The 22292-nt window shown below is 62.7% G+C and carries 21 protein-coding genes; 15 read left to right on the top strand and 6 right to left on the bottom strand.

From position 1 onward, the window contains the following. Window positions 1-101: 101 nt before the first annotated feature. Together B0G75_RS24700 and B0G75_RS24695 are read left to right on the top strand one after the other, a co-directional pair. The gene (locus B0G75_RS24700) at window positions 102-644 is read left to right on the top strand and encodes a molybdopterin-dependent oxidoreductase (RefSeq protein ID WP_106311680.1); all 543 of its coding nucleotides are present in this window, start codon (window positions 102-104) and stop codon (window positions 642-644) included. Then, window positions 614-2467: an ATP-binding protein gene (locus tag B0G75_RS24695; protein ID WP_106311677.1), complete on the top strand. Its 1854-nt coding sequence runs from the start codon at window positions 614-616 to the stop codon at window positions 2465-2467. The genes B0G75_RS24700 and B0G75_RS24695 overlap by 31 nt, the downstream gene beginning before the upstream one ends. Window positions 2468-2549: 82 nt before the next feature. Here the strand turns inward: B0G75_RS24695 and B0G75_RS24690 are convergent, their stop codons facing one another. The 3 genes from B0G75_RS24690 to B0G75_RS24680 form a co-directional block, all read right to left on the bottom strand. Beyond that, window positions 2550-3404: a helix-turn-helix domain-containing protein gene (locus B0G75_RS24690; RefSeq protein ID WP_106311673.1), complete on the bottom strand. Its 855-nt coding sequence runs from the start codon at window positions 3402-3404 to the stop codon at window positions 2550-2552. A 293-nt stretch (window positions 3405-3697) separates the two neighbouring features. After that, window positions 3698-5038: a type II toxin-antitoxin system HipA family toxin gene (locus B0G75_RS24685; RefSeq protein WP_106311670.1), complete on the bottom strand. Its 1341-nt coding sequence runs from the start codon at window positions 5036-5038 to the stop codon at window positions 3698-3700. A 2-nt stretch (window positions 5039-5040) separates the two neighbouring features. Next, window positions 5041-5295: a helix-turn-helix domain-containing protein gene (locus B0G75_RS24680; protein WP_106311667.1), complete on the bottom strand. Its 255-nt coding sequence runs from the start codon at window positions 5293-5295 to the stop codon at window positions 5041-5043. A gap of 261 nt (window positions 5296-5556) precedes the next feature. Here B0G75_RS24680 and B0G75_RS24675 point away from each other — a divergent pair, with 261 nt between their 5' ends. The 6 genes from B0G75_RS24675 (at window position 5557) to zwf (ending at window position 12055) form a co-directional block, all read left to right on the top strand. Beyond that, on the top strand, window positions 5557-6897 hold the full coding sequence (locus B0G75_RS24675; protein ID WP_106311664.1) for an FAD-binding oxidoreductase: 1341 nt from the start codon (window positions 5557-5559) through the stop codon (window positions 6895-6897). A 45-nt stretch (window positions 6898-6942) separates the two neighbouring features. Further along, a complete protein-coding gene (locus tag B0G75_RS24670) occupies window positions 6943-7575 on the top strand; it encodes a C39 family peptidase (RefSeq protein ID WP_106311661.1) in 633 nt (210 codons plus the stop codon). Window positions 7576-7673: 98 nt separating this feature from the next. Next, window positions 7674-7925: a hypothetical protein gene (locus B0G75_RS24665; protein WP_106311658.1), complete on the top strand. Its 252-nt coding sequence runs from the start codon at window positions 7674-7676 to the stop codon at window positions 7923-7925. 256 nt (window positions 7926-8181) lie between these two features. Continuing rightward, window positions 8182-9288 carry a TrkA family potassium uptake protein gene (locus B0G75_RS24660; RefSeq protein WP_181309336.1) on the top strand — a complete coding sequence of 369 codons (1107 nt, stop codon included), beginning with the start codon at window positions 8182-8184 and terminating at the stop codon, window positions 9286-9288. A 45-nt stretch (window positions 9289-9333) separates the two neighbouring features. Continuing rightward, the gene (lhpI, locus tag B0G75_RS24655; protein WP_106311655.1) at window positions 9334-10269 is read left to right on the top strand and encodes a bifunctional Delta(1)-pyrroline-2-carboxylate/Delta(1)-piperideine-2-carboxylate reductase; all 936 of its coding nucleotides are present in this window, start codon (window positions 9334-9336) and stop codon (window positions 10267-10269) included. Window positions 10270-10573: 304 nt separating this feature from the next. Then, a complete protein-coding gene (gene zwf / locus B0G75_RS24650) occupies window positions 10574-12055 on the top strand; it encodes a glucose-6-phosphate dehydrogenase (protein ID WP_106311652.1) in 1482 nt (493 codons plus the stop codon). Window positions 12056-12128: 73 nt separating this feature from the next. On the opposite strand, the gene B0G75_RS24645 is transcribed toward zwf, so the two are convergent. The 3 genes from B0G75_RS24645 to tssJ form a co-directional block, all read right to left on the bottom strand. After that, the gene (locus B0G75_RS24645) at window positions 12129-12911 is read right to left on the bottom strand and encodes a DotU family type IV/VI secretion system protein (protein ID WP_106311650.1); all 783 of its coding nucleotides are present in this window, start codon (window positions 12909-12911) and stop codon (window positions 12129-12131) included. After that, window positions 12908-14254 (bottom strand): type VI secretion system baseplate subunit TssK, encoded by a 1347-nt coding sequence (tssK, locus tag B0G75_RS24640; RefSeq protein ID WP_106311647.1) that lies wholly within the window; start codon window positions 14252-14254, stop codon window positions 12908-12910. Before tssK ends, B0G75_RS24645 begins: the two co-directional genes overlap by 4 nt. A gap of 108 nt (window positions 14255-14362) precedes the next feature. Then, window positions 14363-14989, bottom strand: a complete 627-nt coding sequence (gene tssJ / locus B0G75_RS24635; protein WP_106311932.1) for a type VI secretion system lipoprotein TssJ — start codon at window positions 14987-14989, stop codon at window positions 14363-14365. A gap of 362 nt (window positions 14990-15351) precedes the next feature. Between tssJ and B0G75_RS24630 the strand changes: the two genes are divergently transcribed. From B0G75_RS24630 to tssG, 7 genes are all read left to right on the top strand, one after another. After that, window positions 15352-16035 (top strand): M48 family metallopeptidase, encoded by a 684-nt coding sequence (locus B0G75_RS24630; RefSeq protein WP_106311644.1) that lies wholly within the window; start codon window positions 15352-15354, stop codon window positions 16033-16035. Between the two features lie 36 nt (window positions 16036-16071). Continuing rightward, window positions 16072-16620 (top strand): type VI secretion system contractile sheath small subunit, encoded by a 549-nt coding sequence (gene tssB / locus B0G75_RS24625; RefSeq protein ID WP_106311641.1) that lies wholly within the window; start codon window positions 16072-16074, stop codon window positions 16618-16620. Window positions 16621-16634: 14 nt separating this feature from the next. Continuing rightward, window positions 16635-18125, top strand: coding sequence for a type VI secretion system contractile sheath large subunit (gene tssC, locus B0G75_RS24620; RefSeq protein WP_012426790.1), 1491 nt, complete (start codon window positions 16635-16637; stop codon window positions 18123-18125). Window positions 18126-18202: 77 nt separating this feature from the next. Further along, window positions 18203-18706, top strand: a complete 504-nt coding sequence (locus tag B0G75_RS24615) for a type VI secretion system tube protein Hcp (protein ID WP_012426791.1) — start codon at window positions 18203-18205, stop codon at window positions 18704-18706. 85 nt (window positions 18707-18791) lie between these two features. Continuing rightward, entirely contained in the window at window positions 18792-19271 is a 480-nt protein-coding gene (gene tssE / locus B0G75_RS24610; protein WP_106311638.1) for a type VI secretion system baseplate subunit TssE, read from the top strand. Window positions 19272-19390: 119 nt separating this feature from the next. Further along, complete coding sequence (tssF, locus tag B0G75_RS24605) at window positions 19391-21229, top strand: type VI secretion system baseplate subunit TssF (RefSeq protein ID WP_106311635.1); 1839 nt, start codon at window positions 19391-19393, stop codon at window positions 21227-21229. Beyond that, entirely contained in the window at window positions 21193-22287 is a 1095-nt protein-coding gene (tssG, locus tag B0G75_RS24600; RefSeq protein ID WP_106311632.1) for a type VI secretion system baseplate subunit TssG, read from the top strand. The genes tssF and tssG overlap by 37 nt, the downstream gene beginning before the upstream one ends. Window positions 22288-22292 lie beyond the last annotated feature (5 nt).

Genomic DNA, 22292 nt, shown 5'->3' with positions numbered 1-22292 from the left:
AGGGACAAGAAACAAGGGCCAAGGGCGGCGGACCGGCACAGACCAGGCCGCGACTATCAGGCCGCCCGCAAGAAGAATAGATAACGGAAATAAAAAAGCACATGACCAAGTCGACCGCCAGGGTGAATGACCGACGACTCGCCGTTACGGGCGCGCGCTGGGCCGCGGGCCTCGTGCTCGCGCTGGCCGCGTGGAACGCGCAGGCTCAGCCGGCGCCGACGCCTTTATCGCTCGACGTGCAAGGCAAGATCGGCAAGACTACCGACGCCGCGCACAAGATTTACCACTTCACCGAAGCTCAACTGCTCGCGCTGCCGGTCCATTCGATCACGACCTCGACCACGTGGACGCCGCGTTCCACCTTCACAGGACCGTTGCTGGCGGATATTCTGAAGACAGTCGGCGCCACTGGCAGCCAGGTCGAGATCCATACGCTCGACGACTATACCTACACCATTCCGGTGTCGGACTGCGATCGCTACGGCGTGGTGGTTGCATACAGCATGGACGGCCGGCGTCTGAAGATCAGCGACTTCGGGCCGCTGTTCCTTATCTATCCGCGCGATGCGTTCCCGGATGAACTCACGGGCGCCTCGGGCGATTCGAAATTCGTATGGCAGATCAAGGCACTCATCGTCAAATAATGCGCCATCCGTGGCGCCGTGCGTTCTACGTGCTGATCTGGCTGACCGCGCTCGCGGCGCCGGTCGGCTCGATCGGCTATCTGTTGTACGCGAATCTGCTCAACCCGCGCGCTACCGAGCAGTTGACCGGCTCGTACGACGGCTTCTATTGGGACGCCGCGCAACTGCAAATCGCCTACGCGCGCTTCGAGAATCAGCTATTGCTGTACCAATCGGGCGTCGACGACGACTACCAGCGGCTGATGCTGCGTTATCAGTTGCTGCAATCCAAGCTGCACGTGATGGCCGGTTCCACACGCCGGTTGACTACGCAGCTCTCTCTACTGCAACGGCAACTGGACGAAATCCATTCGCTGGATCAATTACTAGGCGGCATCGAGCCCGAAGTCGACGCGCTGCCGAAAGACCCCAGCCAGGCCAACCGGATCGTCGCGCAACTGCGTCAGCACTGGAACGAGGTCAACGACCTCGCGCTGAGCCGCCGTTTTGCCGACGTCGCCGATCGCGAGGCGATGAACCGCGACTTCATCGACAAGCGCCGCATGCTGTTCGCCGGCGGCCTGTTGCTGTTGTTGCTGTCGGCGGCGGCGACACTGTTGCTCGTGTTGAATGGCCGGCGCCGCACGCGCCTGATGCATCAGCAGCACGCGGCGCTCGAAGCCGAGCACCAGGCGAGCCGCGCCGCGCGCGAGGCAAGTCACGCCAAGGACGCGTTTCTCGGCATGATCAGCCACGAACTGCGCACGCCGTTGCATGCGATCGTGTCGTCGATCGAATTGCTGGGCTTCAACTACCACTCCGAGGCGGACCGCAAGGTGATCCAGCGGCTCGAAACCGCGGGCCGGCATCTGGAAGCGCAGATGAAGGATCTGACCGACTATGCGCGCCTCGGCGCCGGCAAGCTCGAATTGCGTCACGAGCATTTCGAGCCGCGCGAACTGCTGGCGTCGATCGTCGATGAACACGCGATGGCGGCCGCCGCGCGCGGTTTGCAACTGGAGAGCGAGGCGGGCGGCATGAGCGGCCTCGTCGATTCCGATCCGCACCGCATTCGCCAGATCGTCAACAACCTCGTCACTAACGCGATCCGCTACACCGAAACCGGCACCGTGCGCGTGCAGTTGCGGCAGCGGCCGGCGCTGCTGGTTTTCGTCGTCAGCGATACGGGGCCGGGCGTACCGCAGGCGCAGATTCCGCTGATCTTCCAGGAGTTCACCCAGCTAGACGCGTCGCGCACGCGCCGCTTCGAAGGCGCGGGCATGGGGCTGACCATCGTGCAGGGGCTGGTCAAGCTGTTCGGCGGCACCGTCGAGGTGGCGAGCAAGGTCGGCGAGGGCACCAGCTTCACCGTGACGATTCCGGTCACACCGGTCGCCGCCGCTCGGCCGCAGGACGTGGCGGCGCGAGCCGAGCCAGGCGGCGCGCGTCCGTGCGTGCTGATCGTCGACGACAACCGCCTGATCCGCGAGTCGCTCAGCGAAATGATCGCGCATATGAATTTCGACGCGCACGCCGTAGCCAATGCCGACGATGCGCTCGCCTGGCTCGACACGCGCCGCTGCGACGTGGTGTTGCTCGACCTGCATATGCCCGGGCGCGACGGCTATACGTTTCTCGCGGACTTCGCCGCGCGGGGCGGGCCGTCCGCTGGTGTGCCGGTGATCGTGGTCAGCGCGTATGCGCCGGAGCCGGAAGCGGCCGGAAAGGCGGAAGAGGGGGAAGGCGGCTCGCAGCCGTTCTTCGACGCGTTATTAAAGCCGGTACATTACGAGGAGCTCCGCAGCGCGTTGCAGCGGGCGTTGGCTTCGCGGCATACGGTGTGATGCGAAGCGTGGGCGGCCGGGCGAAGGTGGGCATCAACCTGAGCACACGCCTTCAGCCGTTTGCCGGCACGGGTGGACCCGCTTAAGGCCGGTTCAGCCGCTTAGACAGGTCGGCGACCAGGATCGCCATGCGCGCGGGCTTTTCATAGCACGCGACGTCGTAATTGCGGATCACCTGGCTGATCTCCGATTCGCTGGCCTTGCCGGTCAGCAGTTCGCCGGTCAGCACGAAGATCGGCGCGTCTGGATTTTCCGAGGCGCGCACCGCTCGAATCGCGGCCGCCGAGGTCTGCGCGCCGAACAGCCAGTCGATCACGATGCCGTCGAACACCTGGGTTTGCAGTTGGTCGGCAAAGGCCGCGAGTCCGTAGATCGCCACCGCCGCGAAGCCGCTGCGCTCCAGATAGTCGCGCAGGTTGTCGGCGCTCGCCTGGTCGTCGTCGACCACCGCGATGGTCGGCTTGTCGGTTTCGGCGCGGCGCGGATAGATCTCGATCTTGTGGACCTCGTACGCGCTCTGATACAGCGTGCCGTCGTGGCGCGCCACGCGCCATTGGCCGAGCCGGGAGTACGCGACGAATTCGGGGCGGCTGCCCGCTTCGAGCGCGGCGCCGACCCAGGCCGTGCAGGCCAGTTCGATCGCGCCGACGCTGAACACGGCTTCCTGGGCGATCGCGCCGACCATGCCCGGATCGAGCGATTGCGCGCCGAATAGCTGGGCGGCCGGTTCGCCGAACACCTCGGCGACCTTCTTGATTTGCGAGAGCGTCCACGGGCTGTTGCCGCGCAACTTGCGGTGTCCCTGTGAAAAACTCAGATCGAGAATGCGGCACAGCTCCGTGGTCTGCTGGCGTTTGCCGATTCCGTGCCGGCTCATCAACTCGCGCACGCGCTCGGCGACTGCGATGGAGTCGGGTGAGTGTGTTTCGTTGGCCATACTGCGTGAGAATCCGCCGTCTTAAAGGGTACTGGGGAGTGCGATACGGACAGGCGCGGCGCGGCCATGCACATGCAATGCGCAGGGGACGCGGCGTCGCAGGGGACAGCAAATGTACCGTAAAAGTATCGCAGTCTGTCGTTTTGTACGACCGCCGCCGGGCCCGTCAATGCAAGAGTCGAAACGGACCGGTTTGGCGATCTTTTTATGCATTAAGCATAAATGTATTTTACCGATGAAACCTCGCCGTATCTGAAGAGAAATATGTCACGCGGTCCAGCCGCCCGAAACATCTAGCCAGCAGACATCGTGCCGAGCTTCGCCGCCGAGTTTTTCAGGCCTTTGAAAATGCGTTTGGCGACCTTGGCGGGAAAACCTTCGGGCAATTCCGCGGAGACCCGCTCGATCACGCCGGGCGTCTGTTCGATTAACCGCTGGATCAGCGGTTCCGCGTCCGCGCCGTACGAGCACTTCAGCGCCATGGTGTTGAAGTGGCGCCGCTGCACGTCGCGAAACGCGTCGTGCTTGCTGCGCGACCACATGCCCATGGCGAGCCGCGCCTTGAACCATGACCACTGGTTCGGGCCGCTGCCTTCCACCGGCCAGATCGACATCACGTCGTAAAGCGGCGTGAGCCGGTAGTGGCCACCCGCCAGCAGGCGGATGCTGAAGTTCTTGGCGTGGCCGTCCGGCGCCGCCAGCATCCAGAACAGAATCTGGCTCGCCATGAGCGTCTCGATGTCCTGCCGCGCCTCGACCGATTGCTGCAGAATTCGCGCAAGGTCGAGCACGCCAGGGCCGCCTTCGTTTTCGTATTTGCGGTGCGACGGCACGCCGTACACCTGGCAGAAATCTTCCTGCGGCAGACGCAGCAGCCATTGCCCGCTCGAATGCATTTGCCGGTCGAAGCGCTCGACGCTCAATACCCGCTGTTTGCCGAACGTCATGATCTCCGTGCTGGCGACCGGCAGGCCGTAGGCGTGCAGAATCCGCAGACAGAGCCACTCGTTTTCGACCGAGGTGCTGAGGTCGGCGAGCTTGTTGCCGACAAGGCCAAGCGGCAGCTTGAAAATATGCGTGGTGGGCGTGGCGCCGTGCGGCCGTTGCCACTTGCCGTCGTGCCACAGCAGTGCGGTTTTTTCCTGCGCGCCGGCGAGCGAGATGCGGAATTCGTCCGTCTGGTCTGGTGCGCCGAGCGCGGGGTTGCCGACCGCGCGCGCCAGCATGGTCTCGATTTCGCCTTCCGTGAGCGGCGTGCCCTCGATTTGCTCGACGCCTTGCGGCACGTCGTCTTCCGCGAGCAGCTGGACGGCGCCCACGCAGTCGCGGCCGATGGCTTGCAGCAGATCGAACGCGTCGAGCGTCTCGGTCTGGTAGCGTTGGGCGATGCGCTTTCTGATCGCCTCGCTGTCGGGCAGCAGGTTGTCGAAATAGTTGAGAACGCGCGGGCCTTTTTGCGCCAGATTGCCGGGCGTGAACGGCAGCGACAGCGACAGCGGCCGTCCCGCCGGCGAGGCGACCCATGCGGGATCGTAGGCAAACTCCATGGGCCCGCGAGCGGGCAGGCGCCAGACGCCGACGCGCTCGCCATTGGCCCATACCGATAGCGCGCGTGAGTGAGTTTGGCGACCCATGCTCACCACTCGATCAACGGTGTGGGGCCGGGCAGCGTCTGGCTCTTGTCGCGCAGTTGCAATTGCAGACCGTAGACGCCGCACAAGGCCAGCAATTGTGCAAGGGTAAGTGCGGCGGCGTCGGTTTCGAATGCCGAGATACGGCTCTGGCTGACGCCGATGCGTGCGGCGGCTTCGGCCTGGGTGAGGCCGGCTTGCCGCCGGCTGGCGGCAAGCACCTGGGCTATCTGGTCCGGCGTGGCGATGAGGTGAAGCATGGCAGATTATCCGCGACACGAATAAACGCATTTTATTCGTCACGCGCATATCTGTCAAATATTCGTGTGACGCATATTTTACGAATATCCGTTTGGCGAATAAAATGCAGATATCTGAGTGGCGAATAAACGGCGTGAACGAGCGTGAGCAACGTTGCGCACGCGCTTGCCCGCGCCTGCATCGCCGTCGTCAACCGCAGGGCATTGCGGACAACCGGGCCGCCTGCGAAGATTACGGCCACACTTAAACCGGCCCGTCCGATGACCACGACTTACCCGCTGCATGCGAACCTCACTTCCGCCGACCACGCGTTCCCGAAACATGCCGATGTGGTGATCGCCGGGGCCGGCATCATGGGCTGCGCGGCCGCCTACTATCTGGCGCGCCGCGGCCTCACGGCGGTGGTGCTCGACAAATCGCGGATCGCCGGGCAGCAGTCGTCGCGGGCATGGGGGTTCGTGCGCCAGCAGGGCCGCGAGTCCGCCGAAGTGCCGCTGATGATGGCCGGCATCCCGCTGTGGAAAAAACTCGAAAGCGAGTTGAATTTCGATCTCGAATGGCGTCAGGGCGGCTGTCTCTACGTCGCGACCGGCGAGGAGGACTGGGCCTCGTTCCAGCAATGGATGGACGTCGCGCGTCAACACGGCCTCGACACGCGCACGCTCGATCGCAAGCAGATCGACACGGTCGTGACCGGCATGCACGCGCCGGCGCTAGGCGGCCTCTACACGCCTAGCGACGGCCAGGCGGAGCCGCGCCGCGCTGCGGCCGCCTTTGCGGCGCGAGCGAAGGAAGCCGGCGCACTGTTCTTCGAAGGCTGCGGCGTGATCGGCGTCGAACGCGCGGGCGGCGCGATTGCCGGCGTGGTCACCGAGCGCGGCACGGTGCGCACTTCGCGCTTCATCTGCGCGGCCGGCGCGAGCAGCTGGCGTCTGCTCAAAACGCTCGGGCTCGAACTGCCGCAGCAGGCGGTGCGCGGCACCTGCATGCGCACCAATCCGCTGCCGCGCATCACCGCATCGACGTTCTGGGGCCACGGCCTCGGCGTGCGGCAACGCGCGAACGGCGCGATCAATCTCGCCGACGACATGCAGGTCGACGTCGACATGACGCTCGGCCATTTCCGCGCGCTCAAGTGGTTCTTGCCGGAGTTGTGGGCGCAGCGCGAGAAGTTCAGCTTCCATCTGAACGGCGCGAGCCTGCGTGATCTGCGCGAGCGTTTGCCGGGCGGCGTGCCGAAACACGAGCGTGTGCTGCATCCGCGCGACCCGCATCCGCAGCCGAACGTGGGCCACGCGCCGCGTGCGTTGAAAAAACTGCGCGCCTTGTTCCCTGCGTTGAAAGATGCACAGGTGGTCGAATCGTGGGCCGGCCTGATCGACGTACTGCCCGACGGCATTCCGGTGATCGACGCGCCGCCGCAGGTCAGCGGCTTGACCATCGCCACCGGTTTTTGCGGCCACGGTTTCGCGATGGGGCCGATCGTCGGCAAACTGCTCGCGGAATTGAACGATGGCGGCCAGGCGTCGCTCGATCTGTCGGCGTTTCGTTTGCAGCGTTTCTTCGATGGCACGATGCAGCGGCCTCGCAGCATGCTGTAAAAACCGCGCCGCTCGACCAACCCCAACCAACCCCAAACACCGCCAATGAACGAACCGTTTCTGCGCCACGCGGGCGTGCCGTACTACACGCAATGGGGCAGTCCCGAGTGGGTCAGCCGGATCGTCGAGCAGCATGGCGACCCGTGCGACGATCCCGGCTGGCAGCGCAGCGGCTTCTCCGACCCAGAGCGTTACCGCTTCTGGGCCAAGCGCCTGTGCGGCCTGACATGCCTCGAGTCGGCGCTCGACTATTGGCGCATCGGCCACGCGCCGCGCGCCGCGCTGCTCGACGAAGCGTTGCGGCATGGCGTGTACCGCGTGCGCGAAGATGGCGGCGTCGACGGCTTGATCTACCGGCCGTTTGCCGATTGGGTGTCCGGCACGTTCGACGTTCGGGTCGACGTGCTGCCGCGGGCGCCTCTCGAAGACATGGCCGCGCGTCTGAACGCCGAAACACTGGCAATCGTGTCCGTGAGCCCCGAGATCCGTTATCCCGACCGGCCCAATCAGCGCCAGGGCGGTCATCTGATCCTGCTGCACGGACGCGGCCGCGATGGCGTGTGGTTTCACAATCCCTCGGGCATCGCGCCGCATCAGGCGGACGTGTATCTGCCGTTCGACACCATGACGCGGTTCTACGCGGGACGCGGCATGACGCTCAGCCGGATCGCGCGTTAGCCGCGGCGTGGCGTTTTTGTGTTCGCCCGGTGAGCGCGTTGATCGGGCCCGGTTTCTGCTGTATCGCCAGTACTGACTTCTGCGATCCTGGAACCGCCATGAAACGAACCTACACCCTGCTTGCCGCCAGTCTGATTGCACTGGGCTCCGCTGCCACCGCGGACGCTGCCAGCCGTGACGAACAGACCAAGGCTTGCCGCGGCGACGCCATGCATTTTTGCGCCGCCGAAATTCCCAACGAAGACAAGATCACCGCCTGCATGAAGCAGCACGTCGATGAGCTGAGCCCGGCGTGCCGCGCGATGTTCAAGGGCGGCAAGAAGGGCGCCGAGAAAAATACGTCGCAGTGACGGCGGCGCGACTGAGGTTGGATTTGGCCAGGCGTCATGTACGGTTTTGCGCGTCACTGGCTTTGCGGTTAGCCCGGCTTCGATGTGCGAGCTTGCACGCGGCTGATCAGGCTGTGCCGCCGCGAACCTCAACCGAGCGCCAAGCCGCCCCTGAACCGCCATTTGCGTCGCGGCTTATCGTCACCCGTTCGCGATCCGGCCCCGCGGCGCGCCCGGCGTCGTAGAATCGCTTGTCATCGACTGCCGGAGCCGCCGCGTGCCTGATTCGCCCAAGCCGGAGCCACGTCTGCCGCGCTTCCGTTTGCCGCGCCGCGCCCGCACGCCCTGGCAGGCGCCGCGCGCCCGCACGCTATTCACGCGGCCGGCGGCGTCGCCGCAGCGCATGCTGCTGCATCGCGTCTATCTGGTGGTCGGCCTGTGCGTGCTCGCCTTCGCCGTGCTCTATCTCGATCGGGACGGGCTGCGCGATGCCAACCGCAAAGTCCTCGGCATCGTCGATCTGATGTACTTCACCATGGTGACGGTAGCCACCGTCGGTTACGGCGACATCGTGCCGGTGACCGCCCGCGCGCGCCTCATCGACGCCTTTTTCATCGTGCCGATCCGCATCGTCATCTGGTTCGTGTTTCTCGGCACCGCTTATCAGTTCGTCATTCAACGCGTCATCGAGGAATTCCGCATGAAACGCCTGCAAAAGCAGTTGCGCGATCACGTCGTGATTTGCGGCTATGGATTGAGCGGTTCGGTCGCGGTGCGTGAGTTGCTGGAAAGCGGTTTCGCCGCGGAATCGATCGTCGTGATCGATCCGCAGCAGGCGGCGCTCGAAGCGGCCACGGCGCTCGGCGTCGCAGGCCTGCTCGGCGATCCGTCGCGCGAGGATCTGTTGCAGCAGGCGCAGGTGCAGATCGCCCGCGCGGTCATCATCGCCGTCACCGACGACGCCACCGCCATCCTGCTCACGCTGACCGTGCGCAGCGTCGCGCCGCAGACCAAGATCGTCGTGCGGATTCAGGAGCAGACTTATCAGCGGCAGCTGCGCCAGGCCGGGGCGAACGTGATCGTTTCGTCGACCAAGATCGGCGGCTTGCTGCTTGCAGACGCGGTCGACAGCGAATACATCGTGCCCTTCGTGAACGATCTGTTGTCGGCACGCGGCCGCGTCAACCTGGTCGAACGCCGGGCGAGCGCGCAGGAAGTCGGCCGCTGGAGCAATGCGCTGCCGGGCGCGGTGGTGGTGGGTCTCGTGCGCGCGGGGCGCGTGCTGTCGTTTTACGAAGACGAGCCATGTCCGATCGAGGCGGGCGATCTGCTGATGCTGATCCAGTCGTCACGCCAGCCGAATGAAACGCCCGCCGTCTGCTAGCCCATTCGAACTCAAACTTCTGCCAAAGACTGGAACAACCTGCCCATGACCCACCCGACCACGCAGACTTTCGACGCAGCCGCGACCACACGGCTGATTCCCTACGCCGCGCTCGTCGACGCACTCAAGCGCGCGACAATCGACTACGCGCAGCGGCGTATCGCGAGTCCCGAGCGGCTCGTCGTGCCGCTCAACGAAGACGGCATCATGCTGTCGATGCCGGCCACCGCGCCCGATCTAGCAATCCACAAGCTGGTCAACGTATGCCCGGCCAATCGCGCACGCGGCCTGCCGACCATCCACGGCAAAGTGATGGCGTTCGATGCCGACACGGGCGAGACGCTCTTCATCCTCGACGGCCCGACCGTGACGGGACGCCGCACGGCAGCGATCTCGATGCTCGGCGTCGACACCTTCGCCACCGCAACGCCGCGCGAATTCCTGCTGATCGGCACCGGCACGCAGGCGCTGAACCATCTGGAGGCGATCGGCGAACTGTTTCCCGGCGCGCGCGTATGGGTGAAGGGCAGCGCGCCCGCGCGCGCCGAGGCGTTTTGCGCCGCGCATCAGGGCAAGGCGCATGATCTGCGGCCGCTGACTCAGGCCGGCGCCACGATCCCCGACTCGATCGATGTAGTGATCGCGCTGACCACGAGCAGACAGCCGGTCTACGACGAAGCGGCGCGCGTGGAGCGCCTCGTGATCGGCGTCGGCGCATTCACACCCGCCATGGTCGAGATAGGTGCGCGCACCCTCGGTGAAAGCGCGCTTTTCGTCGACGACGAAGCCGGAGCGCGCCATGAAGCCGGCGACTTCATTCAGGCGGGCGTCGACTGGCCTAAGGTCGGCGGCATCGCTTCGGTGCTCGACAATGCAGCGCTACTGCCGCAAAAAAAACCGATCGTATTTAAAACCGTCGGCTGCGCGGCATGGGATCTGGCGGCGTGCCGCGTGGCGCGCGAGTCGTTGTCAGGAGGTTGAAGGCTTGAAGAGAAAAGCGGGGTGAAAGGGCCGGGTGCGCGGCCTGCGGGGCGTGCGTTGCAACAGGATAAGGGGTGCCCGCCAACGCCGAAAAAGGTCCTGAAAACAGGCCTTTAGCACCTCAGGTTGGCATATTGCGCGAACCTGCGGCGCATGTTGCCGTGCAAACAATCTCAAAACGTTGCACCATAGGCGTTTGCCAGAAAAAGTGCCGGTCCGCCGGCACCGCGCCGCTGCTTTTTTCTGCCCGCTTGTTTTCTGCCCTTCACCGACGCCTTATCCCTCACGACGCTGCGACCGCGCTATGACGACCCAACACGCTTCTGCCACTTCCGACCTGCCGCTCGACATGATCATCTTCGGCGGCACCGGCGACCTGTCGTTTCGCAAGCTGCTGCCCGCGCTCTACATGGCGCATCTGCACTGCAATCTGCCGCCGAACACCCGCATTCTCACGATCGGCCGCAAGCCCTGGTCGCGTGAGGAGTACATCAACGAATTCATGGAGCTGAAGGCGAAGCCCTTCATTGAAAAGAAAGCGTTCGATGCCAGCGCCTGGGACAAATTTCTCGCGCTGTTCGAATACGTGCGCATGGACGTCGACTCGGTCGAAGATTATCAGCGCCTGAAAGAAGTGTCGCGCGAAGGCGTGCGCCGCGTGTTCTATCTCGCGACGTCGCCGGATCTGTTCACGAACATCTGCGACAACCTCTCCGCTGCGGGCTTGATCGACGCCAACTCGCGCGTCGTGCTCGAAAAGCCGCTGGGTCACGATCTGGCCTCCGCGCAGGAAATCAACACGGCGGTCGGCAAGCATTTCAGCGAAGCGCAGATCTACCGGATCGACCACTACCTCGGCAAGGAAACCGTGCAGAACCTGATGGTGCTGCGCTTCGGCAATCCGATTTTCGGCCCGCTGTGGCAGGCCCCGTATATCAAGAGCGTGCAGATCACGGTGGCGGAAACGGTCGGCGTGGGCACTCGCGCGGGCTTCTACGATAAGACCGGCGCGCTGCGCGACATGGTGCAGAACCACTTGCTGCAACTGCTGTGCATCGTCGCAATGGAGCCGCCGGTATCGCTCGACCCGGATGCGGTCCGCGACGAAAAGCTCAAGGTGCTGCGGTCGCTGCGGCCCATGACGCCCGAGGACATCGCGCGCGATACCGTGCGCGGCCAGTACACCGCGGGCGCCGTGGACGGCGAGGCGGTGAAGGGTTACCAGGAAGAAGACAATGTGCCGGCCGGCAGCCGCGCCGAAACCTTCGTCGCGTTGCGCGCGCATATCAACAACTGGCGCTGGGCGCACGTGCCGTTTTTCCTGCGCACCGGCAAGCGGATGCAGAAGAAGGTGTCGGAGATCGTCATCGAATTCGCCGAACTGCCGTTCTCGATCTTTCCGAAGGGTGGACGCAATTACGGCAATCGGCTGGTGATCCAGTTGCAGCCGGAAGAATCGATCCAGTTGCAGGTGCTGGCGAAAGAGCCGGGCAGCGGCATGCATATGCTGCCGGTGAATCTGAACCTGGATTTGCAGCAGGCCTTCACCGAGCGTCGCGCGGAAGCGTATGAACGCTTGCTGATCGACGTGATTCGCGGACGCCTCACGCACTTCATGCGGCGCGACGAACTCGAAGCGGCATGGGCGTGGGCTGAACCGATTCTGGAAGGCTGGGCCAAATCGGGCGAGAAGCCGCGCGGTTATACGGCGGGCACGTTTGGACCGGCTGCGTCCACGGCGCTGATGGCGCGCGAAAATGCAGTGTGGGCGGAAGAGTCACAATAAGCGTTACTTCACCAGTGCCAAACGGAAATGGCCCGCACATGCGGGCCATTTTCACTTATCGATTCGCGCAGGCTTAGGGCAACGAAATCGTCAACGTAGCCGATTGCGGCCCGAGTTTGACCACCTGCGAATATGGCGCGAGCGAGCGCAAGGTCTGATCGCGCAGATAAGTGTTCAGGCCGAGATAAGCCAGCAATCCGACGAGTGCGAACACCGCGCCGATCGACCACAGCGGCACCTCGCGTTTCAGACGGTGCGCGACCTGATCGGGCAGCGGCCAATGCGGCGCGAACGGCGCGCGCTTGCCTTTCATATGCGCGATTTCATCGCCGATGCGCGCGGTCAGATACGCGAGCTTCTCCGGTCCTTCGAGCAGATACTTGCCCTGGAAGCCGAGCAGCAGGCACATGTGAAACACCTCGAGCGATTGCAAACGCGCCGCGCCTTGTGCGCGGCATTCCTCGAGATACTGAAAAAACTTCTCGCCCGCCAGTTGCTCGCCGAACAGCACCAGTTGCAGCGGCCGGCGCTCCCATTCCGTGCGGATCCTGAAGGTGGACGACAGCACCGATTCGTCGATGGCCGCGCAGAACGCAAATTTCGACGCATAGACATCGTCCGCCGATGCATTGAGCTTCTTCGCGCCGCGTTCGAAGTCGCCGAGGAACTGCTGGATGCGCTGGCTGAACTCCAGCGCGTCGCCGGGTTCGCGGCCGTTCTTCAACAGGAACAGCATGAAGAAACCGTCGTACAGCAGGTCGAGCAGCGAACGAACCTGATAGCTCGGCTCGGTGATCGGTGCGGGCGTGGCGGTAGGCGTGCTGCTGCCGCCAAAGAGGGATGGCGCGTAGCTCATGATGTGACGGCGATCAGTTCGAGTTGAAGATCGTTGATGCCCGACGGCGCATAGATCATTGCCGATTGGGCCTGCAACATACGGTCATACAGCGCGCCGCGCGATTCGAACGAGAAGTAGCATGCGCCCGGACGGACCGGAATGGCGGGCGGCACCTGCGGCGTATAGACGAGCCGCACGCCCGGCATGGCCGAGAGCACCAGCTTGTCGACGTCGTCCGGCGCGCCGACCTTGAAGCGCGCGGGCACGGCTTCCACGAGCTCGGCGGTCGGCATATCAGCCGACACCGCGATGTAGAACATGGTTTTGTCGTCGATCTTGCCCGAGTCGAGCCGGCCCGCGTGGAACGACGGACGCACTTCTTCGAGCGCGATCGCGAAGTAGCGCGTGGAGATCACGGTTTCGAGCAGATCGCGCAGGATCGTGTCGAGACGCGCGAAGCCGGGGCCTGGATCGTCGTGCCGGTAAGCCGGCAAGTCGGACAGCGCATAGCCCTTCGAAAACGTCATCAACTGGCCGGCGAGGCGCAGCAGTTCCTGAAACAGGCGTTCCGGATGCAGCGCCGAATGCTGGTACAGATGCGCGAGCGAAGCGAATGCCGCACTCGCGGTATGCAGCAGCCAGAACGACGCGATGTCGCCGGAACGGAACTCGATGATGTTCTTGGTCGGCTCGCGGTGAAAGCCGTATAACGCGTTGACCTTGGCCTGCAATGCGTCGATCAGTTGACGCAGGCGCTGATGCAGAATGGGCGAGGCGTCGATAGCGAGGCAGGGCGGTACGAACGTGTCGTCGATTTCGAAACCGCTGGTAGCGGTGCGGCGCACACGCACGAGCGGCACCGAGAGCAGTTGATCGCGCGGCTCGCTATGCGCGATCAGTTTGACGCTGGTCTTCAGGAAGGTGATGTCGGCTTCGGCGGCGTCGGTGAAATGATCGGCCACCGGCGTCTGCTCGCTCACGTAACGCGACACGAACCCGGCGTTGCTGTCCTGCGCATAGTTCGCACCGGTTTCGCGCAGCGGATGCAGCGCAAGATAAAACGTGAATTCGTTGATGCCGTCGGGCAGCGTATCCAGCGCGATGGGCGGCGGCAGGTCGTCGGCCTGCGGCGCGGAGTAGAGCGCGCCGTCGGGAAACACCAGTGAGAGTTCGCTCACGCGCAGCACATTGCTGCCGAGCGCGTCGCGGTCGAAGCGCGCCGAGCGCACGCCCCAGTTATACGGCTGGATCGCCTGGATCGATTCAAACAGGCGCGCCTCATGATAAGCGTCCTGACGCTGAAAATGCTGCGGCCTCAGAAACAGGCCTTCCCCCCAGAGCACTTTTGCGGAATAACTCATCTCAAACCTGTTATATGCGTTCAGCGTGTGGCGCACCCGGAGATAACCGATTCGAGCGCCGCATTGTTAATTGTTTAGAAAATGTTAAATCGCATTTGACCGGCATCTTTATCCGCAACTTACCGAAGAAAGCATATTCAGCGCTTGCGCCGGCAATCCCTGGTCTGGCGGGATCACAGTGCCATTGGTCACCGTCATTGCACAGTTATGCAGGCCGATCATTATGCCGGATTTCTCCGACTTCGCCGGGTCGAAGGCAAATTTCCAGCGCTGCATTGCCGGATCGCGGAATAGCGCGACGATACCGAATGCCTGCGCTTCACGCGAGACTTTTTCGGTAACAACGTAGCGCTGGCCCGGGATCAGCGTTACTTCGCGCACGCCCAGCAAATCGCCGCCCAGTGTGGTTTTTTCCTTTGCCGGATCGGTAAATGCGTCGAATGGCGCCTGCTGGAATGAAGTCGGGTCTTTCAGCACGTAAAGCCGTACTACCAGCGCCAATGGCCGTTTGTCATTCGCGGCATTCAGATTCGGTGCGGCATATAAGGTGAGACCGACATTGCGCGGCGGTTTCTGGGCATCCGGCAGGTCCGGTTTGCCAAGGCCGCTGGCCTGCAAAGCCGCGTTGGCAGCGGCTCCGAGCACCGTCACGCCCGCCGCGCAGCCGCCCAGCAGCAGGCAGGCGGCCGCATTGGCAATCAATAGCGATGCATAGCGAATAACATGCGAATTCATATACATCGACCGGCTCGGCGCCGTCCCCCGTCAAAACACCAATAACGAAATCAATCCGGCAAATTTTCAGCCACGCTATGCCGCGTAATGCCGCTTTATGCAAAGCGCATGTAACTACCGATGTTGCAGGGTTGCGGCCGGCGAGTGGAAATTTTTTCCGGTACCCCCATTACTGCTATTGCATCAGGAAACAATTTCTGCATGCTTCGTTTAAATGATCCACATGCATTTTTTTTGTGCAATCCTTCTTCACACGAAAGTTGAATTATCGAAAATTGGCCTGTACTATACCCGCGCACTTGAAGCAAAGCAAAACTCCGGTTTCTCCTTGAATTAAAAAATTCGCACGTCGGTGAAAAACGATGAATGAGCGTCTGTTAGTAAAACTATCTGGGGTTGTGTTGGCATGCGGCGTGATGGCCGGTTGCGCAACACAGGGCAACAACGTGGCGACCACACCGGAGGCTTTTAATAAGCAACTCGCGGATGCCGATACCGTCGCAAAGGGCGGTGATCAGGATCGCGCTATCGCGCTTTATCAGCAGCTTTCCAAATCCGATCCGACGCGTGAAGAACCGTGGTCGCGTATTGCGCAAATCCAGTTCACACAAGGTCACTACGGCCAGGCAATCGTTGCCGCGCAAGAAGCGCTGCAACGCGACCAGACCGATCGTCAGGCCAAGAGCGTGCTGGCGGTGGCCGGCCTGCGCGTCGCCACGCAATCGCTCGGCGAATTGCGTCAGGACGCGTCGCTCGCGGGCGATGCGAAGTCGGACGCGCAAGCGCTCGCCAAGCAACTGCGCGACACGCTCGGCGAAGCCACGCTGTTCCCGCCCGACCCGAGCGACAAGCCGGCGGCGAAGAAGAAGCGCGTGGTACGTCACGTCGCCAAGGGCAAGCCCGCAGCGGATACGCCGGACGCTACGACCGGCGCCGCGGCGCCCGCCGCCACGCCGGCAGCTCCCGCTGCGCCGGCAGCGCCTGCAGCACCCGCCAAAGCCGCGCAAAGCGGCGGCGCGTCCGATCCGTTCAGCGCGCTGCGCTGATTCACACGCCTGATCCATCAGCACCGGGAGCCGACGATGGCGAAGAAAGAAAGCATTCAGAAACGCTTGCAAAAAGTGCGGCCGCCCCGCGTTCAATTGACCTATGAGGTCGAGCGCGGCGATGCGATCGAGGTGAAGGAATTGCCGTTCGTCGTCGGCGTGGTGGCCGATCTGGCGGGGCAGTCCGAAGTCGAGCAGCCGAAGCTGCGCGATCGCAAGTTCGTCAATATCGACCGCGATAACTTCGACGACGTGATGAAGGCAATCGAGCCGCGCGCCGCGTTTCAGGTGGAAAACCGCCTGAGCGAAGCCGGCGGCAAATTCGCGGTCGACCTGCGCTTCAAGTCCATGGCCGATTTCAATCCGGACGAAGTGGTCGCGCAAATCGAACCGCTGCGGCGCCTGCTCGACGCCCGTTCGAAGCTCGCCGATTTGCGCAACAAGCTGGCCGGCAACGACAAACTCGAAGACCTGCTGAGCGAAGTACTCAACAACACGCAGCAGTTGCAAACCCTGGCGAAAGACCAGAGCAACGCGGCGGACCAGCACGGCGGCGCGCCGGACCACGACAAGCAGGGCGAATAAGCACGGGGTGTGAGATGAATCAGCAAACGGCAGCAGCTCAACTCGCGACCGCGCAAAGCGGTACGGAATCCACGCTGCTCGACGAAATCGTCGAAAAAAGCCGCGTGGCGAAGTCCGATTCCGAGCACGCGCGCGCGAAAGACCTGATCGGCGAACTCGTGCATCAGGTGCTCGACGGCACGGTGGTGGTGTCCGACAACCTGTCGGCCACCATCGACGCACGCGTCGCCGAACTCGACCGCCTGATCTCCGCGCAATTGAGCGCGGTGATGCACGCGCCCGAATTCCAGCGCATGGAAAGCACGTGGCGCGGTCTGGACTATCTGTGCAAAGAAAGCAATACCGGCGCAACCGTCAAGATCAAGGCGCTGCATGCGCCCAAGCGCGACCTGGTGCGCGACTTCAAGACCGCGATCGAATTCGATCAGAGCGCATTGTTCAAGAAGATCTACGAAGAAGAATTCGGCACCTTCGGCGGTTCGCCGTTCGGCACGATCGTCGGCGACTTCGAAGTGACGCGCCAGCCGGAAGACATGTACTTCATCGAACAGATGTCGCACGTTGCCGCGGCCGCGCATGCGCCGTTCATCGCGTCGGCGTCGCCGGAATTGATGGGTCTCGATACCTTTGCCGACCTCGGCAAGCCGCGTGATCTCGGCAAGGTGTTCGACACGGTCGAATACGCCAAGTGGAAGTCGTTTCGCGACGCCGAAGATTCGCGCTATGTCGGTCTCACGCTGCCGCGTTTTCTCGGCCGCCTGCCGTTCAATCCGAAAGACGGCGCCACGGCGGAGGGTTTCAACTTCGTCGAAGACGTGGACGGCACGGATCACAGCAAATACCTGTGGTGTAACGCGGCGTGGGCGTTCGCCGCACGCCTGACGGCCGCATTCGACGACTTCGGCTGGTGCGCGGCGATTCGCGGCGTGGAAGGCGGCGGGCTGGTGGAAGATCTGCCCACCCACACCTTCAAGACCGACGACGGCGAAGTCGCGCTGAAATGCCCGACCGAAATCGCGATTACCGACCGCCGCGAAAAGGAACTGAGCGACCTCGGTTTCATTCCGCTCGTGCATTGCAAGAACTCCGACTACGCCGCGTTCTTCGCCGCGCAATCGGTGCAGAAACCCAAGAAATACAGCACCGACAGCGCGAATGCCAATGCGGTCCTGTCCGCGCAATTGCAGTACATCTTCTCGGTATCGCGCGTCGCGCACTACCTGAAGGCGATGATGCGCGACAAGATCGGCAGCTTTGCATCGGCCCAGAACGTCGAAGTATTCCTGAACCGTTGGATCTCGCAGTACGTGCTGCTGGACGACAACGCGACTCAGGAGCAGAAGGCGCAGTTCCCGCTGCGCGAGGCATCGATTCAGGTCTCGGAGATTCCGGGCAAGCCTGGTGCGTATCGTTCGGTCGCATTCCTGCGTCCGCACTTTCAACTGGACGAGCTGTCGATCTCTTTGCGGCTTGTCGCTGACCTGCCGAAACCGGCTAATTCATAAAGCAAAGCAAGTCAGCTAACCCGGGCTGGCCGCCCGGGTTAGCTGTTGAAACCACCTCTTTGGGGAGTCGATGAGTTATGAAGGATATCTATTTAAAATTCGGCAATCCGGCGATCAAAGGCGAGTCTGCCGATAAGGATCACGCTGGTTGGATCGAAATCGATTCGTGGAGTCACGCGATCACGCAACCGCGTTCCGCCACCGCTTCCACGGCAGGTGGTCACACCTCCGAGCGCTGCGAACATGCCGACATGCAGTTCACGAAAGACATCGACGTGGTCAGCCCGTTGATCTATCAACACGCGTCGGGCGGCACGACGTTCGACGAAGTCACGATCGACTTCATGCGTTCGGACGGCGAAGGCAATCGCATCAAGTACCTGGAAGTGAAGCTCAAGTACGTGATCATTTCTAGCGTGACGCCGAGCGTGGTGGGCGAAGGCCTGCCGACCGAACAGTTCTCGCTGAAGTACGCTGCCGTGCAGTGGAAATACACGCAGCAGAAGATCGGCGGCAACCAGGGCGGCAACGCGCAAGGCGCGTGGAGCCTGACGAAGAACGACAAGACGTACGCGGTCTGATGCACGGGCGCACTCGGCGTGCGCGGCTCGAAAGAGTTGCCGCGCGCCGGGTGCGCCTCGCATCGATCCGCTTCTTCGGACGCTGATGAAACGCTTCGAACCCAGCTTTCTCGACAAGCTGTTCGACGACGAACCGCATCTGCCGGCATCCCCGGCGATGCGGCAATTGTCGTTGGATGAATTGAAGAGCACGGTCGCGCGCGACGTCGAGGCGATCCTGAATACGCGCATCGCGCTGACTGAGCACGAGCTGTCGGCGCTGCCGGAATGTCAGCGCTCGGTGCTCACGTATGGCCTGAACGATTTCGCGGGTTTGAGCCTTGCGAGCCATTACGACCGCACGTTCATCTGCAAATCGATTCAACAGGCCATTGCGCGGCACGAGCCGCGCTTGCAGCAGGTGGCGGTCACGCTCGAATTGAACGAACAATCCACCAATGCGCTGAACTTCGCGATTCAGGCGCTGCTCGTGGTGCATCCGGCGGAAGAACCGGTGAGTTTCGATGCGATGTTGCAGCCGTCCACGTTGCAGTATTCAGTGACGCGCGCACGCGCGAAGTTGTAGTTTGCGATTTTCAGTCGGTGTTGTTTGAGTAGTGGTATCGAGTACCGCTTTACCGCAGCCGTTACGCGCAACGGTGGCGTTGAACCATGCGGAGAAGTTTCAGGTCCGGGGATAGATCGATGGAAGAATTGCTGCCGTACTACGAGCGCGAGTTGTCATTTTTGCGGCGCTATTCGCGCGACTTCGCCGAGCGCTATCCGAAGATCGCGGCGCGTCTGGCCATGTCCGGCGAGCATTGCGAGGACCCGCACGTCGAGCGGATGATCGAATCGTTCGCGCTGCTCGGCGCGCGCATCAACAAAAAGCTCGACGACGATTACCCCGAATTTACCGAAGCGCTGCTAGAAGTGCTTTACCCCCACTACCTGCGGCCGTTCCCGTCGTGCTCGATCGCGCAGTTGGGCACGTCCGCCGCGCTGAGTCATCTGACCGAACCGGTTCTTGTCGAGCGCGGCACCGAACTCAAGTCGCGGCCCATTCGCGGCGTGCAATGCCGTTTTCGTACCGCTTACGATGTGACGTTGGCGCCGATCCGCATTTCCGAGGCGAAGTACACCTCCGTGGCGATGGCGCCGAGTGCGACCGTGCTGCCCGGCAATGCCACGGCGATCGTATCGATCACCTTCGAATCGACGGCGGTGCAACTCGATCTATCGGCGCTGAAAGTCGGCAAGCTGCGCACGCACTTGCACGGCGAGCAATCATTTATCGCAGCCCTGGCGGACTGTCTGTTCGTCAACGGCATGGCCACTTACGTGGAAGCCGACCGTCGCGGCGTGTGGAAACAACTGCGCGAATCTCCGGTCGTGCAAGCCGGTTTCGACGAAGACGACGCGCTGATCGACTATCCGGCCAAATCGCATCCGGCATACCGGTTGCTGACCGAATACTTCGCGTTCCCCGAAAAATTCAACTTCGCCGATTTCGATCTGACGGCGATGACGCGCGCCAGCGGCCGCTGTCAGCGTTTGACGCTGCATGTCGTGCTCAAGGAAGTGCGCAGCGATTCGCACATGGCGCGTCTGCTGGATTCATTGGCCGCGCATCATTTCCGCCTGTTCTGCACGCCGGTGGTGAATCTGTTCGAACAGCACGGCGAGCCGATCCGTATCAGCCATCAGGCGATTTCGTATCCGGTGATCGCCGAGGCGCGCCGCGCGTTTGCCTACGAGGTCTACTCGATCGATTCGGTAAAACTCGTCAGGCAGCAGGCGCATGAAGAATCGGTGATCGAGTTCCGGCCGTTCTATTCATTGCATCATGGCGAAGCGGCGCGCGCGGGACATTACTGGTTTGCGCGGCGCAACGACTGGGTCGCACAGAAAAGCCCCGGCTACGAAACTGAAATCTCTATCGTCGATATCGACTTCGAACCGGCCGCGCCGCAAACGGATACCTTGAGTCTCGATCTCACCTGTACGAATCGCGATTTGCCGGCCGGTCTCGCGGTAGGACTCGAAGGGGGCGATCTGTTTCTCGAAGGCGGCTCGCTGACCGGCAGCATTTCGATGCTGCGCCGGCCTACGCCAAGCGTGCGTTTCGAGCGCGGTCGCGCCTCGCATTGGCGATTGATTTCCCATCTGGCGTTGAATCATGTGTCGCTTGCCAATAGCGGCCTGTCGGCGCTCAAGGAAATGCTCGTGCTCTACGACTTGCGGCGCACGGCGGTGTCCGCGCGGCATATCGACGGACTGGTCGGCATCGAACAGCACGCCGCCGTGCAATGGCTGCCGGGCAAACCGTTCGCCACTTTCGTGCGCGGTATCGAGATTCGTTTGACGATCGACGAAGAACATTTCGTCGGCACGAGTCTCGCGTCGTTCGTGCGCGTGATCGATACGTTTTTTGGGCTGTACGTGCATCTGAACAGCTTTGTGCAACTGGTCGTCGTGTCGAAGCGCACTGGCGAGGAGATCCTGCGATGCAAACCGCGCAGCGGCGAATCGATCCTGGCGTAGTCGAGCAGCTTCTCGACGAGCCGCATCGCTTCGAATTTTTTCAGGCGGTGCGGATTCTCGAGAAGTGGTTCGCGCAGCAATCGCCATCCCAGCCCGGACGTCCCGGCGAAATCGTCGCGCAGCGGATTGCTTTTCGCAATTCACTGTCGATGTCGTTCCCGCCGAGCGAGATTCACGGCGCGCAGTCTTATGACAACGCAGGCGCCGCGCTGAAAGAAAAGTCGCAACGCACCGCAGCGCTCGAAGGCGGTTCGCTCGATAAGGTGGATATCACGCCGGCCTTTTTCGGTTTGCTCGGCGGGCAGGGCGCATTGCCGCTGCACTACACCGAGCAGATCATCGCGCGTGAACAGATCAAGCGCGATCGCGCAGCGCGCGAGTTCTTCGATGTGTTTTCGAATCGCGCGACAGCGCTGTTCTACGCGGCGTGGAAGAAGTATCGCCTGCCGTTCCACTACGAACTGGATCGCGACGAGCGTTACCTGCCGCTTTTGCTCGCGCTCGCCGGCGTCGCCGACGACGACACGCGCAACAGCCTGCAAAGCGGCGAGGGCGCGCTATTCGACGAGGCGATTGCCGGCTACGCATTGGCTGCGCGGCATCGGCCGGTATCGGCGGCGTATTTGCAACGCACGCTCTCGGAGTACTTCAAGGTGCGGGTGCGCGTCGAGCAATTCGTCGGCAAATGGTACGACGTGCCGCGCGATCAATTGACCGTGCTCGGCAGCGTCAATGCGACGCTCGGCGCGACCGCATTAGCGGGCGAGCGCGTCTGGCAGCGCGACATGCGCGCGCGCCTCGTGATCGGACCGCTCGACAAGGCCGATTACGAAGCGTTTTTGCCCGGCGCCGATCGCGCGGTGGCGCTCGAACGCATGCTCACGCTGCTGGCTGGCGTCACGCTCGAATACGAGGTGTCGCTGGTGCTGCGCCGCGAAGCCGTCGGGCCGAGCTTATTGAGCAAGGGCGCGCGCCTCGGTTGGGACGCGTTCCTGTGCACGAAAGATGCCGACCGTGACCGCGCGGATGCCCGCTACGAATTGCACGTGATTCACTGACCATA

This window comes from Paraburkholderia sp. BL18I3N2 (genome assembly GCF_003001875.1).
GTDB classification, from domain to species: Bacteria; Pseudomonadota; Gammaproteobacteria; order Burkholderiales; family Burkholderiaceae; genus Paraburkholderia; species Paraburkholderia phytofirmans.
The sequence above is the reverse complement of the archived record's forward strand: the minus strand, read 5'-3'. Positions and strand labels throughout refer to the sequence as shown.

What these genes read in the sequence shown, in the direction of transcription:
- B0G75_RS24670 (WP_106311661.1), top strand. Translation starts at nt 6,943, where the DNA reads ATGAACGAACCGTTTCTGCGCCACGCGGGCGTGCCGTACTACACGCAA.
- B0G75_RS24665 (WP_106311658.1), top strand. Translation starts at nt 7,674, where the DNA reads ATGAAACGAACCTACACCCTGCTTGCCGCCAGTCTGATTGCACTGGGC.
- tssJ (WP_106311932.1), bottom strand. Translation starts at nt 14,989, where the DNA reads ATGAATTCGCATGTTATTCGCTATGCATCGCTATTGATTGCCAATGCG.
- B0G75_RS24615 (WP_012426791.1), top strand. Translation starts at nt 18,203, where the DNA reads ATGAAGGATATCTATTTAAAATTCGGCAATCCGGCGATCAAAGGCGAG.
- tssG (WP_106311632.1), top strand. Translation starts at nt 21,193, where the DNA reads ATGCAAACCGCGCAGCGGCGAATCGATCCTGGCGTAGTCGAGCAGCTT.
- tssB (WP_106311641.1), top strand. Translation starts at nt 16,072, where the DNA reads ATGGCGAAGAAAGAAAGCATTCAGAAACGCTTGCAAAAAGTGCGGCCG.
- tssE (WP_106311638.1), top strand. Translation starts at nt 18,792, where the DNA reads ATGAAACGCTTCGAACCCAGCTTTCTCGACAAGCTGTTCGACGACGAA.
- B0G75_RS24690 (WP_106311673.1), bottom strand. Translation starts at nt 3,404, where the DNA reads ATGGCCAACGAAACACACTCACCCGACTCCATCGCAGTCGCCGAGCGC.
- tssC (WP_012426790.1), top strand. Translation starts at nt 16,635, where the DNA reads ATGAATCAGCAAACGGCAGCAGCTCAACTCGCGACCGCGCAAAGCGGT.
- B0G75_RS24695 (WP_106311677.1), top strand. Translation starts at nt 614, where the DNA reads ATGGCAGATCAAGGCACTCATCGTCAAATAATGCGCCATCCGTGGCGC.
- lhpI (WP_106311655.1), top strand. Translation starts at nt 9,334, where the DNA reads ATGACCCACCCGACCACGCAGACTTTCGACGCAGCCGCGACCACACGG.
- B0G75_RS24680 (WP_106311667.1), bottom strand. Translation starts at nt 5,295, where the DNA reads ATGCTTCACCTCATCGCCACGCCGGACCAGATAGCCCAGGTGCTTGCC.
- tssF (WP_106311635.1), top strand. Translation starts at nt 19,391, where the DNA reads ATGGAAGAATTGCTGCCGTACTACGAGCGCGAGTTGTCATTTTTGCGG.
- B0G75_RS24645 (WP_106311650.1), bottom strand. Translation starts at nt 12,911, where the DNA reads ATGAGCTACGCGCCATCCCTCTTTGGCGGCAGCAGCACGCCTACCGCC.
- B0G75_RS24700 (WP_106311680.1), top strand. Translation starts at nt 102, where the DNA reads ATGACCAAGTCGACCGCCAGGGTGAATGACCGACGACTCGCCGTTACG.
- B0G75_RS24630 (WP_106311644.1), top strand. Translation starts at nt 15,352, where the DNA reads ATGAATGAGCGTCTGTTAGTAAAACTATCTGGGGTTGTGTTGGCATGC.
- tssK (WP_106311647.1), bottom strand. Translation starts at nt 14,254, where the DNA reads ATGAGTTATTCCGCAAAAGTGCTCTGGGGGGAAGGCCTGTTTCTGAGG.
- B0G75_RS24675 (WP_106311664.1), top strand. Translation starts at nt 5,557, where the DNA reads ATGACCACGACTTACCCGCTGCATGCGAACCTCACTTCCGCCGACCAC.
- zwf (WP_106311652.1), top strand. Translation starts at nt 10,574, where the DNA reads ATGACGACCCAACACGCTTCTGCCACTTCCGACCTGCCGCTCGACATG.
- B0G75_RS24685 (WP_106311670.1), bottom strand. Translation starts at nt 5,038, where the DNA reads ATGGGTCGCCAAACTCACTCACGCGCGCTATCGGTATGGGCCAATGGC.